The organism is Streptomyces sp. NBC_00203 (assembly GCF_045206325.1).
GTDB lineage: Bacteria > Actinomycetota > Actinomycetes > Streptomycetales > Streptomycetaceae > Streptomyces > Streptomyces lutosisoli.
Map to the genome: position 1 here is coordinate 7,143,735 of NZ_CP108126.1, position 13,284 is coordinate 7,157,018.

Here is a 13,284-nt window from a genome sequence, read left to right on the forward strand (position 1 = left end):
TTGGAGGGAGCAAGCCACGTCCGTGATGCGCCGCGCGCTCATGGCCGACCTGAAGCCTGTGTCCCGCCGTGAGCCCGCCTCCGACGCCCGACTGCACCCGCCTCAGGGGCCTCCCGCCGGGATCGGAGAGAACGAGGGCCGACCCTACGACCGTCTGGAGCAAGGCTTCGCCCTGCTCAGTGTCGTACGCGCCGAGCGGGCTGACGGCCAGGACGCCTACGAGCTCAAGGGCTGGTGCGGTGACCTCACGGTGGAGGTCTCGGCTGGATCGACCCGCCTGGGTGCGCCGGGCATCAGTCTCCGCAACGCGATCCGCGGCGGGGAGTTCCCGTCCGAGATCCTGCGGGGAATCCAGCTGTGGTCCGAGAATCAGCTCGAACTGGCGGCATGGATCAACAAGATCCGCGACCACCACGGTGCCGCGCTCCGCCTCATCGTGTGGGACGACACGGGCTTCGAACTCCCCTGGGAGCTGTTCTGGGTGCCCGCCGATGAGCAACGCGGGCTGCCGGCCGGACTCTTGGGTGCCCTGCTCGTCGTGGCCCGCTGGACGACCCTGCAGGACACCGGTCAGGACCTGCCGCGCGAGACGGGGGACTGTCACGGTCGGGTACTGGGCTATCTGCACGAGGAAATGACCGACGACCGCCACGTCTTCAAGCCCTACGCGCACCACATACACCTGAGGATGACCGCCTTCCTGGAGGCGCTCAACACCCCCGCCGACCGCATCGGTCTGGTCTACATGGGCTGCCACGGCGAGTACGGCGACACCGTCCCCCGTCTCTCGCTCGGTGGCCGTACCTGGGCCGAACTCAATGACCAGACCATGCGCATCCTGCACGTGGACCGGTCCCTGGTCTGTCTCAACGCCTGCCACTCCGGGCTCTTCGTCCGCAACGGCGGACAGGGAGAGCAGGCGCTGCGCGGCTTCGCCGAACTCTTCCTGCGCAAAGGAGCGGGCGGCTGCATCGTGGCCGCGGGCCGGGTGGGTGATCAAGAGGCCCGCGTACTGGTTCGGAGCCTGGTGGGCGAGGTGGCCGCCCACCCCAACCGTCCGGTCACCGAGACCCTGCGGGCCTTCCGCGCCCGCGCCGTAGCGGAGTTCGGCCCACTGGCAGCCATCCCGACGGTGCGCGACGATGACGGGCAGGTCGACAAGTTCGGCCAGAAACGGGTTCTGCGGCTGCTGTACGCGTTCATGTTCCACTACTACGGCCACCCGCTCACCACCGTGCGGCTCACCGTGGGCGAGGGGTACGGCGCCCGGGGAGGGGGTGGGTGGTGACCGGCGATGCACCCCGCCTCCTGATCGAACCCGTCGTCGAGTGGCCACGGCACGCGGAGACGGAGTCCGATTACCTCGTCACCGTCGACCTGCGCGGTCCGCTCCCGGCGGAGGACGGTGAGCCGTCCTCGTGGCCCTATCCCGACGAGGAATTCACCTTCTTTGTCACCCTCGACGGCTCTCCGCACTTTGTGTGTACGGCCCTGAACGAACCGAGCGTGGTGCTGCACCGCTTCGGCGGCACGTACGGAGAGGCCCGCTTCCGGGTGTCGACCGGCGGCGAAACGGGGGCCGCTGCTCTGTGGCTGACCGTCAGCAATCAGTGGGGTGTGCCCGTCCGCAAGGCGGAACTGCGCGCGGAGATCCGCGAGCGCGACTCCGAGGCCGTGCGGCGCACGAGGCAGGTGGAGGTGGTGCGGGAACCGCCGCCCGCACCACCGCCCGCCCCGCCACCGCCCGCCCCGCCTCAGCGGTCGGCTCCGCAGGCCCCGGAACGTCCTGGACAAGCCCCGGAGGTCCAGGAACATCCGGGGGAGCTCACCCCGGAAGTTCAGCGGCAGCCGAGAAAGTGGCCGTGGAAGCGGACCTCCGCTCCGCCCGGACGACCGACCGTCACGATCAGCTTCGCCGGTTTCAACCGGGCCTGGGCGGCCTGGATCGGGGACCGTCTGGAGCGGCGTGGCCATCGCGTCGTGTACCAGCGCTGGGATTCCCCGGCCGAAGTGCCGCTCGTGGAGCTGCTGCGCGACCTGATGCTCGCTCAGGGCCGGATCCTGATCATCGTCAGTGAGTGGTACTTCCAGCTGGGCCCGCGCACCCACGACGAGTGGAACAGCGCGCTGCGCGAGGTCGTCGCCCCGGACGAGAGCCGTTTCGCGGCCGTGCTGGTGACGGCGAGCAGCCTGCCGGCCGCGACCGCGGTTCTCAGACCGGTCGCTCTGACCAACATGGGGGCCGAGGAGGCCGAGCGCCGTGTCCTGGACCGCCTCGACCTGCCTGCCGACCCCCTCCCGGAGTCCGCCGAGGGTACTCGTCGGGGCCCCCGTTTCCCGGCGGCCATGCCCGAGGTGTGGGGCGGCGTCCCGCGGCGCAACACGCGCTTCACCGGTCGCGAGTTGTTGTTGAACGATGCCTATCACCTGTTGCAGGGTGCTGAGCCAGGTGCCGGTGTGGTCACCCTGCACGGCATGTCGGGTGTGGGGAAGACGCAGGTCGCGTCGGAGTACGTGTACCGGTTCGGTTCCGAGTACGACGTGGTGTGGTGGGTCAGCGCGGAGAAGCGGGTCACCTACCGGCGCCGACTGGCCGAACTGGCCCCGCAGTTGGGGCTGTCGACGGGCGCCGAGTACGGCGAGCGGCTGCGTGCAGTGCGGGATTCGCTGCGGCGCGGCGATCCGTATGCCCGCTGGCTGCTGATCCTGGACGGGGCCGACGAGCCGGACCAGATCTGGGATCTCGTACCGACCGGCCCCGGCCATGTGCTGATCACCTCGCGCAATCCCGAGTGGAGTGAGCACAACAGCAGGCTGCTGGAGGTGCCGGTCTACGATCGCGGCGAGTCGGTGGCCTTCATCCGTCGTCGGGCGCCCCGCCTGAGTGAGTCCGAGGCCGACCAGCTCGCCGAAGTGCTGGAGGACCTGCCGCTGCTGCTCGACCAGACGGCGGGCTGGCTCAACGACTCGGACCTGTCCGTCCAGGAGTACATCGCCCTCCTGGAGGGCGGCATCGACCAGGACGTCGTGAAGGTCTCCGCCGACTTCCCGGTGGCCTTCCAGACTGCCTGGTCGATACTGCTGAACAAGCTCCGCGACACCGTCCCGGAGTCCGTCGACCTGCTCCGCCTGTGCACCTTCTTCGCGCCGGGCTTCATCCCCGTACGCCTGCTGAAGGAGATGCCGCACGACGAATTGCCGCCCACCTTGGCAGGGCTGTTGAGGGACCCGCTGTTGTGGAACAAGGCGATCAACCAGCTCCGCCAGTACTCGGTCGTCCGCCTGGAGTCCCACGAGACCGCCACCGACGAGGCCGCGTCCTCCGGCGAGTCCCTCTACCTCCACCGCATGGTCCACCAGATCGTCCACAGAGACATGCCCGACGACGTCCGCCGCGAGTACCTCAATGTGGTCCGCCGGGCCCTCGCCGCGGCCGATCCACGGCGTCCCACCGACACCAGGGTATGGCCCGGCTACGCGGAGATCGTTCCGCACCTGAAGTACGCGGACGTGCTGAGGAGCAAGGACCCGGCTGTGCAAGGTCTGCTCTTCAACTGCCTTCGGTACATGTACTTCTCGGGCGAGTACGGCGCAGGTATCAAGCTGGGCGGACGAGCGCTGGAGGCCTGGCGGACGCTGCTGGGCGAGAGCCACCCGAGGATCTGGGAGCTGACTCACCACTACGCCAACCTGCTGCGCGCGGTCGGCGACTACCAGCGCACCGAGGCCCTCACACGCTCGGCCGTGACGCAGCTGCGGGCGGAACGCGGACCGCAGGACCTGGATGCACTGCGAGCGGTCGGCGGCCTCGCCGCCGATCTACGAGGTCTCGGCCGCTACGACGAGGCGCTGGCACTCTCCCAGCAGCTTGTGGACACCTATCGCGAACTCCTCGGCGAACAGGACTCGCGGACCCTGAGCGCCCAGAACAACTGGGGAGTCTCGCTCCGACTGCTCGGCCGGTACCACGAGGCCCTGGACATCGACCGGCGGACGATGGAGGAACGTCGGATGCTGCTGCGGCAACGGCATCCGTGGACGCTGAGCTCGGAGCTCTCGTTCGCCACGGATCTGCGTCTCGTCGGCCGCTACAGCGAGGCCGAGTCGGTCCAGACGAGGAACGTACGCGAGCACCGCCTCGTGATGGGAGCCGACAGCCCGCAGACGCTCCAGGCCGAGCACAACCTGGCGCTGTGCCACTACCGCAGCGGCGACCGCGCCGCGGCGGGCGCGCTGCTCACCCGTGTGCTGGAGCGCGGCGAGCGTGTGCTGGGCGAGACACACCCGCTGACACTGATTTTCGCGGGCAGCATGAGCTGTTTCGCCCGGGAGCACGGTGACATCGACCAGGCGCGGGAGCTCGGCGAGTATGTCGCCGCCCGGTACGAGGTGATGCTTCCGGCAGGTCATCCGTTCGTCGCCGGTGTCCGCGCCAACCACGCCCTGGTCCTGCGCAGTGTCGGCGAACGGGACCAGGCGCATGTGGTCATCGAGCAGTCGCTGGCCGACATGACCGTCGCGGTGGGGGAGAAGCATCCCTGGACGCTGTGCTGCGCCATCAACGCCGCCGCGCTGCGCAACCTCGTCGGCGACCCCGAGTCGGCCGCCGCGCTCGGCCAGGACTCGGTCGCCCGGGCCACCGAGGTCCTCGGCCGCACGCATCCGCTGACACTCTCGGCACGCATCGCTCTCGCCGCGGACTTGCGAGCCCTCAGGGACCGGCGGCAGGCCGAAGAGGTCGAGCAGGGCGCGCTCACGGACCTCGCCGCGACGCTGGGCCCTCAGCACGTCCACACCATCTCGGCGCGCTCCCGCAACCGGCCCTACTGGGACTTCGAACCCCAGTCGACCTGAGAATTCCGCACCGGCGCGTATTCGCGGACTCCCGGAAGTGTGGGGCAAGCACTTTCAAGTTGTCGCGGTACGGCGGACTCCGGACGTTCACTGCTGAACGGGAGAACACCGCAGTGCCGAAGGGAGATGCTGTGCCGCACGAAGATGAGCCGGCCAAGCGGAATGTGGCGCTGGTCGAGCGGATGTATGAGCTCTTCAACACCGGAGACCTGAGCCTCCTGAAGGAAGAAGTCTTCGCGGCGGACCTCGTGTGGACGTTGCCCGGACGCAATCCGGTGGGCGGGGTCAAACAGGGGCCGGACGAGGTCATCGCCTTTTTCGGCGGCCTCGTGAACTCGGGGATCAAGGTCGACATCGTTCGGATCGACGCATGGGGCGACGACACCGTGGTCGAGGTGCACCGCGGATACGGAGAGTCCCGGGGCGCCACCCTCGACGCGCTGAACTGCACCCACTACCGCATTCGCGACGGGCGTATCGCGGAAGTCCAGGTCTATATGAGCGACCAGTACGCGGCCGACAACTTCTTCTGGGCCGCCTACGACCTCGCCCCCATTCCGGACAGGTGGGCCAAGTAGCCAAGTAGCAGGCCCGCACCCATAGGTCGGAACGCAGACAGGAGACACACATGCCCATCATCGAGCTGACCCTGGTCGAGGGATTCGCCGACGACGAGCAGAAGTCGGATGTCATCACCAAGCTCGCCGACGTAGTCGTCAATGTCTTCGGTGAGATCACCAAGCCGAACATCTTCTCCCTCATCCGGGAAGTGAAGCCCGGCTCCTGGTCCATCGGCGGTGTCGTCGCGGACCAGGAGATGGTGGCCGGCGGCAAGGCCATCTCCAACCAGCAGATAGCCAACCGGCTCGACGAGGCGCGCGTGATCGCCGCCTATGAGGCGCTGGCGAGCGGCGACCGTGCCGAGATCGACAAGTACTGGGATGCCGACATGACGTGGCTGGTCCCGGGCGAGGCTCCGGTCTCGGGCCTCAAGCAGGGACTCGACACCTTCCTCGCCTTCATGGGGGAGGTGGGCGCGCTCGCCGACAACTCCTTCGCCATGGAGCGTACGAACACCCTGGTCAAGGGCGACACCAGCGTCGACCTGACGCACAACACCGCCACCCGGGCCGGTGACTCGTCGCGCAAGCTCGACATCGACGTGGTGCACGTCATGCGCTGGCGGGACGGCAAGATCGTCGAGGGTCGTGGATCGATCTTCGGCACCGGGACCACCGAGTACAACGAGTTCTTCGCCTGAGCGGCGCGGCCGCACTCGCGGGGCGCGGGCGGCCGGACGGTGGGCCGGGAGGGACATCCCTCCCGGCCCACCGCCGCGTGTGGTCAGCGGCACTACCGCCGGTGTTCAGCGGCTCCGGGGGACGACCCGGGGGCCCACCGAGCCGTAGACCCACTGGGCTGTGGAGTCGATGAAGTCCAGCGGGAAGCCGCGGCTGAACCCGGTCGGCGCCTCCAGCCGGGCCAGCTGCTCGGCGGAGAGCGAGACCCCGGTCGCGGCCAGGTTGTCGGTGAGCTGGTCGACGGTGCGGACACCCACGATCGGATGGACGGCCGTGGAGCGGGCCCGGGTCCAGGCGATCGCCACCTGCGAGGGCGTGGCGCCCACCTCGTCCGCGACCTCGGCCACGGCCTCCGCCACGGCACGGTCGCGCGGGCTGAGGTCCTGCGCGGACATCCGGGTCCTGCCCGTGGGCCCGCCGTTCGGGCGCGTGTACTTGCCGGAGAGGGCGCCGCTCGCCAGCGGGCCCCACCCCGCGACGGACAGCCCGGTCGCCTCGGCCATGGGCAGCAGCTCGCGCTCGATGTCACGGTTGAGCAGGTTGTACGGCACCTGGATCGCCGAGAAGGGAGTCCAGCCGTGCTGTGCGGCCAGTGTGTTGGCCCGCGCCACCACCCAGGCGGGGGTGTCGGAGATACCGAGGTAGAGGACCTTGCCCGAGCGGACGACGTCGTCGAGGGCGCGCATCGTCTCTTCGAGCGGGGTGTTCCGGTCCCAGATGTGCACCCAGTAGAGGTCGATGTAGTCGGTCCGCAGCCGGCGAAGGCTGGTCTCCAGCGAGAGTTTCAGATTCTTCCGGTGATTTCCGGAGGCATTGGGGTCGGACGCGTCACGGTAGAGCGTGTACTTGGTGGACAGCACAAAGCGGTCACGGTCCTTCTGGAGTAACTCGCCGAGAATCTCCTCGCTCTCCCCTTCGCCGTAATTGACCGCGGTGTCGATGACATTTCCGCCGGCCTGTGCGTAGGTTTCGACGATGCGTGCGTATTCCTTGTGCGCGGTGTCGTCGCGGTCCCGCCCGTGGAACGTCATGGCGCCGAGGAACAGTTCGGACACCCGTAGCCCCGTCTGCCCCAGCAGTTGATAGAGCATGTCTGTCCTCCTCAGTAGAACTCGGCCGCATGCTAGGCGGCTGAACTGCCGCGACACGCGTAGCGCCGCGGGAGGAGACGGCACTGTGTCAGGTCGTACCGCCCGATGGGCCCTTGGGGACCCCGTGGGAGTGCGCCGACGCACCACCCGTCGCGGCCTCGCGCGCGGGCGTCCTCAGGAAGCACCGGGCACGACTTGACGCAGTTCCCGCCCGGTCGCCGTGACCGGCGACGGCCTTGAATTTCCGGTGCTAGCAATAGGAGCGGGCGATATCGCCTTCGTATGCCGGACAACCGGAAGGATGCATAGCATGCGCATCGGCGTATTGGGCACCGGAATGGTCGGAAAGGCCATAGCTACTCGCCTGGTGGAAGTCGGACATGAAGTGCGTCTGGGATCGCGGACCTCGGACAACGAGAGTCTGCTGAAGTGGGTCGAGGAGAACGGTGAGGCGGCGAGCGGCGGTACGTTCGCCGACGCCGCCGCCTTCGGCTCCGTCGTCGTGAACGCCACTCGGGGCATCATCTCGCTCGACGTGCTGGAAGCCGCCGGTGAGGACAACCTGGACGGCAAGATCATCATGGATGTCGCGAACCCGTTGGTGATCACCAGCGAGACGGAACCGCCCTCGCTCGGCATTCTCAACGACGACAGCCTCGGCGAACGCATTCAGCGCCGTTATCCGTCGGCGCGGGTGGTGAAGACCCTCAACACCATGAACTGCGACATCATGGTGAACCCGAAACTGCTCTCCGGTCACCACAATGTCTTCGTCAGCGGAGACGACCGGTCCGCGAAGGACCAGGTCGCGTCTCTGCTGGGCCAGTTCGGCTGGGCCGAGGACACCATTTTCGACCTCGGCGACATCACGACGGCCCGCGGCCCGGAGATGTTCGTCGCTCTCTATTCCCGGATGTTCCTGAAGATCCGGCACCTGCATTTCAACATCTCGGTCGTCTGGGACCCGAACGTGGAGCCGTTGCTGCCCGAGGGGGTGTAACGGAAGGCGGCCCCGTCCCACCGGGCAGAGTTCAGAATTCGAGGAGCGTATGACAGCCGTGAAATCGGTAATCGACCGGCGCTGGGGTGTCTTCGCCCTGCTGGCCATAGCGCAGTTCGTGGTAATCCTGGACATCAGCGTCGTCAACATCGCACTGCCGTCGATGCAAGCCCCGCTGGGGTTCACCCAGGACGGTCTGCAGTGGGTTGTCGACGCCTACATGCTGACATTCGGCGGCTTCCTGCTCCTGGGCGGGCGGGCGGCCGACCTGTTCGGCCGCAAGAGGATCTTCCTGGCGGGCCTGACCCTGTTCGGCCTCGCCTCCCTCGCCTGCGGAATGTCGGACACCAGTACCCAGCTCATCGCGGCGCGCGCGGCGCAGGGCCTGGGCGGTGCGCTGATGTCGCCCGCGGCCCTCTCCCTGGTCGTCGTGACCTTCCCGGAGGACCGGGAGCGCAACAGGGCGATGGGCCTGTGGGGCGCCGTCGCCGCCGCCGGTGGTGCGACCGGCGTGGTGCTCGGCGGTGTGATCACCGACGCCCTGGGCTGGGAGTGGGTCTTCTGGATCAACGTGCCCCTGACGCTCGGCGCCGCGCTGGTCGGCGTACGCCTGCTCACCGAGACCGAACGCAGCGGCAACGTACGGCACTTCGACGCGCTGGGCGCGATCACCGTGACCGCCGGCCTGTCGGCGCTGATCTACGGATTCGTGCGGATCGGCGAGCACGGCTGGGACGGGCGCGCCGGTATCGCGCTGGCCGCCGCCGCGGTGCTGCTCACCGTCTTCGTGATCACCGAGCTCAACGTGCCCGAACCCGTCGTCGACTTCAGCATCTTCAAGGTGCGCGGGCTCACCGCCGCGAACGTCATCATGCTGATGTTCTCCGCGGGCGCGGTGGCGATGACCTTCTTCGTCACGATCTATGTGCAACGGGTGCTGAACTACGGCCCGATCGCCGCCGGTCTGTGCTTCCTGCCGATCGCGGTGGGCCAGGTGATCACCTCCCAGGTGGTCGTCGGCCGGCTGATGGGGCGGATGCACATCTTCACCGTCCTGGTCATCGGTCTCGGCCTGACCGCCGCGTCCTTCCTGTGGTTCGCGCAGCTGTCGACGGACGGATCGTTCCTGAAGAGCATCCTCGGGCCGGGACTCCTGCTCGCGGTCGGCAGCGGGTTCGCCTTCACGGCGCTCGTGGTGTCGTCCGTCTCGGGCGTCGAGCCGGAGCGCTCCGGTATCGCCGGCGGCATGATCAACATGTGCCAGCAGATCGGTGGTGCCCTGGGTCTCGCCATCCTCGCCTCCGTGGCGACCTGGCGGACCAACCGGATCGCCGACGGCCCGGTGGACGACTCCGCGCTCACCGCCGGCTTCCGGCTGGGCTTCCTCGTGGCCGCCGCGCTGATCGCCCTGGGCGCGGTCGTCGGCTGGCTGGCGACGCGTACGCGACCGGCCGCGGCCGGATCGGCGGCCGGCTCTTCCGCCGCGCAGAGCGCGCCCGCACGTGAGGTCATCGAGCCCTCGCTGGACGAGCCGCACGCCACGGGGGCCACCTCCTAGCCCGTCCACGAGACACGTCCATACGTCCGCGCCGGGCGGAACACCACGGTGTTCCGCCCGGCGCGGACGTTTCCCGGCGGGGGCTGCCTACTCGTCGCCCGACTCCAGGGCGCTCACCACCCATTCCAGGGCGCCCATGGCCTTGGCCGTGCCGAGGCCGTCCATGTAGTCGCGCGCGTGGACGATCAGGCCGTGCCGGACCCGCAGGACCAGGATGCTCGGCACGGAGAAGGTCTTCCCCGTCGTGGAGATCGTCCCCTCGAAGAGCCGCTCCGCGGTGAGGAGTTCGGGGTCCCGGCCCTCGTGGACGGCGACCTCGACGACCTTCTCCGTCCGCGCGGGGCTCTGCTCCCAGGCGGCCCGGTAGCCGGCCCGGACCTCCTCACGGCCGTGGTAGTCGGTGACTCCGGGGAACAGGAACGGGAACTCGTGGACGGCGTCGACCGCGTACAGCTCGGCGACGGCGTCCGGGTCCGCCTCGACGATCGCCTGGTGGTAGGCGGCCAGGACCTCGCGGGGGCTCAGGTGCGCGCTCGGGGTGTCGGGCATGGCTGGGGATCCTTTCGGTCGGCACACAGTCGACTTCATCCTTGGCCGCGGGCGCCGCCCGGAGCGGGCTCCCGCACAACGGCGGGCGTACCTCGCCAAGTCGGCGCGCACACAGGCTGACCTTCGCCCGAACCGCGCACCGGCCGCCGTACACCTCCGTCCGGCTCGTCGGCGCGCGGGGCAAATGGCCTATTTACGGAAGTGTTTCCGGCCACTTGCCGATATGGGCCCATCACCTCTTGCACTCCTGGTCGCTTCGAACTCCCAGAACGTAGACATGAGTTCGACGGTTCGCGGACCGAACCGAACGAGAGGACATCCCCATGAGCAAGCGCATCCTCGTCGTCCTGTCCGAATACGGGTACTGGGGCGAAGAGTTGATCGGCCCTCTGGAGACCTTCGACAAGGCCGGGTATCACGTCAGCTTCGCCACGCCGACCGGAAAGCGTCCCGTGGCCCTGCCGCCGAGCATGGACCCCGACTACATCGACCCGCCCCTCGGCCGCTCGGTCACGACGCCCGAGATGGCCGACAAGGTCCGGGCGATCGACACCTCGGCCCGCCTCGACGACCCGCTCGACCTGTCGTCCTGGCTGCCCGACCGGCCCTACCGCAGCAAGCCGTACTTCCTGCGCGACTGGGAGGCGTACAACACCCGCCTGGAGCAGATCCGCGAGCAGATCGCGAGCCGCTACGACGCGCTGCTCATCGTCGGCGGCAGCGGCCCGATCGTGGACCTCGCCAACAACTGGCGGGTGCACGACCTGATCCTCGCCTTCCGCGCGCTCGACCTGCCGATCGCCGCCGAGTGCTACGGGGTGACCGCGCTGGCCTTCGCCCGTGACCAGGAGGACCGCGTCTCCATCATCCGCGGCAAGCACGTCACCGGGCACTGCATCGAGTACGACTACAAGGACGGCACCGGCTTCATGGGCACCGACTTCGTGATCGGCCCGCCGCCGTACCCGCTGGAGTACATCCTGCGGGACGCGACCGGCCCGGACGGCGCCTTCCACGGCAACTTCGGGAAGACGACATCGGTCATCGTCGACTACCCGTTCATCACCGGGCGTTCGACCCCCGACTCCTACCTCACCGGCGAGAAGGTCGTCGAAGTGCTGGAGAACGGCCTGCGGCAGTGGGGCTTCCGGGCCGCCAACTGACGTGCGCGCCCACTGACATGCACGCCAACTGTCGTGCACGCCAACTGACGTACACCGCACCGAAGTTCACATCGAGAGGTGGACGCATCATGGTCAGCAGGCCCGCGCGGGTCGCGATCCTGGAACAGCTGCGGGCCGACGGGGTCCGGTACATGTTCGGCAACCCCGGCACGGTCGAGCAGGGCTTTCTCGACGAGTTGCGCAACTTCCCCGAGCTCGAATACGTCCTCGCGCTGCAGGAGGCCACGGCCGTCGGCATGGCGGACGGTCATGCACGGGCCACCCGCACGCCCACCGTCTGCCAGCTGCACACCGGCGTCGGCCTCGGCAACGGCATCGGCATGCTCTACCAGGCCATGCGAGGCCATGCCCCGCTGGTCGTGCTCGCCGGCGAGTCGGGCCTGCGCTACGAGGCCATGCAGGCGCAGATGGCCGCCGACCTCGTCGGCATGGCGGAGCCGGTCACCAAGTGGGCCACCCGGGTGGTGGACCCGGAGTCCACGCTGCGGATCCTGCGCCGCGCGTTCAAGGTGGCGGGCACGCCCCCCTACGGCCCCGTCCTGGTGGTGCTGCCCGCCGACGTGATGGACCGGGACACCACCGAAGCGGCCGTGCCGACGTCGTACCCCGTCACGCGGAGCACGCCCGACGCGGCGGCCCTCGACCGGGCGGCGGAACTCCTCGTCGGTGCCGAGCACCCGATCGTCGTCGCCGGCGACGGTGTCCACTTCGCCCAGGCCGCGGAGGAGCTTGGGCGACTGGCGGAGGTGTGGGGCGCCGAGGTGTGGGGCGCGGACTGGGCCGAGGTCAACCTGCCTGCCGAACACCCCGCCTACGCGGGTCAGTTGGGCCATATGTTCGGCGAGTCCAGCCGGCGCGTCACCGGGGCGGCCGACGCCGTGCTCATCGTGGGGACCTACGCGCTGCCCGAGGTCTATCCGGTCCTCGACGGCGTCTTCGCCGAGGGCACCCCGGTCGTCCACATCGACCTGGACAGCGACGCGATCGCCAAGAACTTCCCCGTGGACCTGGGCCTGGTGGCCGATCCCCGCCGGGCACTCGCCGGGCTCACCGCGGCACTCCAGGCGCGGATGAGCGAGGAGAGCCGGGTCCGGGCGTTCGAGTGGCTGCGGCGCAGGTCCGTCGAACGGGCGCGGGAGATCGAAGAGGCCAGGCAGGTGGACGAGGCGACGACCGCCCCGACCGCCCTGCCGACCACGGCCTTCCTGCGGGAGCTGGCACGCCAACTCCCCGAGGATGCCGTGGTGTTCGACGAGGCACTGACCGCCTCGCCCGACGTCTCACGGCATCTGCCGCCGAACCGCCCCGGCCACTGGTTCCAGACGCGCGGCGGCTCCCTGGGCGTCGGCATCCCCGGCGCGCTCGGCGCCCAGCTCGCGTTCCCAGACCGTACGGTCGTGGGCTTCACCGGCGACGGCGGGTCCATGTACACCATCCAGGCGCTGTGGACGGCGGCCCGGCACGGCATCGGCGCCAAGTTCGTGATCTGCAACAACAGCAGCTACAAGCTCCTCGAACTCAACATCGAGGAGTACTGGAAGTCGCAGGCGATCGCCGCCCACGAGCAGCCGGAGATCTTCGACCTCTCGCGGCCCGCCATCGACTTCGTCGGCCTCGCCCGCTCGCTCGGCGTACCCGCCGTGCGCGTCGACAAGCCCGACCAGGTTCAGGCCGCGGTCGCCGAGGCGCTGAGCACTGAGGGTCCGTTCCTGATCGACCTGGTCACCGGCAGGGGGAGGGAATAGCC

At 68.9% G+C, this 13,284-nt stretch carries 10 protein-coding genes; 8 read left to right on the top strand and 2 right to left on the bottom strand.

Annotated elements, in window-relative coordinates; genetic code table 11:
• Positions 1-25 precede the first annotated feature (25 nt).
• The 4 genes from OG975_RS32075 (at position 26) to OG975_RS32090 (ending at position 6,115) form a co-directional block, all read left to right on the top strand.
• Complete coding sequence (locus OG975_RS32075) at positions 26-1,288, top strand: CHAT domain-containing protein (protein ID WP_406336560.1); 1,263 nt, start codon at positions 26-28, stop codon at positions 1,286-1,288.
• Between the two features lie 617 nt (positions 1,289-1,905).
• Entirely contained in the window at positions 1,906-4,854 is a 2,949-nt protein-coding gene (gene fxsT, locus OG975_RS32080) for an FxSxx-COOH system tetratricopeptide repeat protein (protein ID WP_406336562.1), read from the top strand.
• Between the two features lie 131 nt (positions 4,855-4,985).
• Positions 4,986-5,432, top strand: a complete 447-nt coding sequence (locus OG975_RS32085) for a nuclear transport factor 2 family protein (protein ID WP_327431664.1) — start codon at positions 4,986-4,988, stop codon at positions 5,430-5,432.
• A 50-nt stretch (positions 5,433-5,482) separates the two neighbouring features.
• Positions 5,483-6,115 carry a nuclear transport factor 2 family protein gene (locus tag OG975_RS32090; protein WP_406332803.1) on the top strand — a complete coding sequence of 211 codons (633 nt, stop codon included), beginning with the start codon at positions 5,483-5,485 and terminating at the stop codon, positions 6,113-6,115.
• Positions 6,116-6,220: 105 nt separating this feature from the next.
• Here the strand turns inward: OG975_RS32090 and OG975_RS32095 are convergent, their stop codons facing one another.
• Positions 6,221-7,246 carry an aldo/keto reductase gene (locus OG975_RS32095; protein WP_406332804.1) on the bottom strand — a complete coding sequence of 342 codons (1,026 nt, stop codon included), beginning with the start codon at positions 7,244-7,246 and terminating at the stop codon, positions 6,221-6,223.
• 310 nt (positions 7,247-7,556) lie between these two features.
• On the opposite strand from OG975_RS32095, the gene OG975_RS32100 reads away from it, so the two are divergent.
• Together OG975_RS32100 and OG975_RS32105 are read left to right on the top strand one after the other, a co-directional pair.
• Positions 7,557-8,246, top strand: a complete 690-nt coding sequence (locus OG975_RS32100) for an NAD(P)-binding domain-containing protein (RefSeq protein WP_330307257.1) — start codon at positions 7,557-7,559, stop codon at positions 8,244-8,246.
• Between the two features lie 49 nt (positions 8,247-8,295).
• Positions 8,296-9,804: an MFS transporter gene (locus OG975_RS32105; RefSeq protein WP_406332805.1), complete on the top strand. Its 1,509-nt coding sequence runs from the start codon at positions 8,296-8,298 to the stop codon at positions 9,802-9,804.
• 87 nt (positions 9,805-9,891) lie between these two features.
• On the opposite strand, the gene OG975_RS32110 is transcribed toward OG975_RS32105, so the two are convergent.
• Positions 9,892-10,353, bottom strand: coding sequence for a nuclear transport factor 2 family protein (locus OG975_RS32110; RefSeq protein ID WP_330307259.1), 462 nt, complete (start codon positions 10,351-10,353; stop codon positions 9,892-9,894).
• 323 nt (positions 10,354-10,676) lie between these two features.
• Here OG975_RS32110 and OG975_RS32115 point away from each other — a divergent pair, with 323 nt between their 5' ends.
• Positions 10,677-11,516, top strand: a complete 840-nt coding sequence (locus tag OG975_RS32115; protein ID WP_327431670.1) for a type 1 glutamine amidotransferase domain-containing protein — start codon at positions 10,677-10,679, stop codon at positions 11,514-11,516.
• 89 nt (positions 11,517-11,605) lie between these two features.
• Positions 11,606-13,282, top strand: coding sequence for a thiamine pyrophosphate-binding protein (locus tag OG975_RS32120; protein WP_406332806.1), 1,677 nt, complete (start codon positions 11,606-11,608; stop codon positions 13,280-13,282).
• Positions 13,283-13,284: the final 2 nt, after the last annotated feature.

Bases quoted from the DNA above. Each gene is read 5' to 3' on its own strand.
- OG975_RS32095 (WP_406332804.1), bottom strand. From the start codon at position 7,246: ATGCTCTATCAACTGCTGGGGCAGACGGGGCTACGGGTGTCCGAACTG.
- OG975_RS32075 (WP_406336560.1), top strand. From the start codon at position 26: ATGCGCCGCGCGCTCATGGCCGACCTGAAGCCTGTGTCCCGCCGTGAG.
- OG975_RS32120 (WP_406332806.1), top strand. From the start codon at position 11,606: ATGGTCAGCAGGCCCGCGCGGGTCGCGATCCTGGAACAGCTGCGGGCC.
- OG975_RS32090 (WP_406332803.1), top strand. From the start codon at position 5,483: ATGCCCATCATCGAGCTGACCCTGGTCGAGGGATTCGCCGACGACGAG.
- OG975_RS32110 (WP_330307259.1), bottom strand. From the start codon at position 10,353: ATGCCCGACACCCCGAGCGCGCACCTGAGCCCCCGCGAGGTCCTGGCC.
- OG975_RS32105 (WP_406332805.1), top strand. From the start codon at position 8,296: ATGACAGCCGTGAAATCGGTAATCGACCGGCGCTGGGGTGTCTTCGCC.
- OG975_RS32100 (WP_330307257.1), top strand. From the start codon at position 7,557: ATGCGCATCGGCGTATTGGGCACCGGAATGGTCGGAAAGGCCATAGCT.
- OG975_RS32115 (WP_327431670.1), top strand. From the start codon at position 10,677: ATGAGCAAGCGCATCCTCGTCGTCCTGTCCGAATACGGGTACTGGGGC.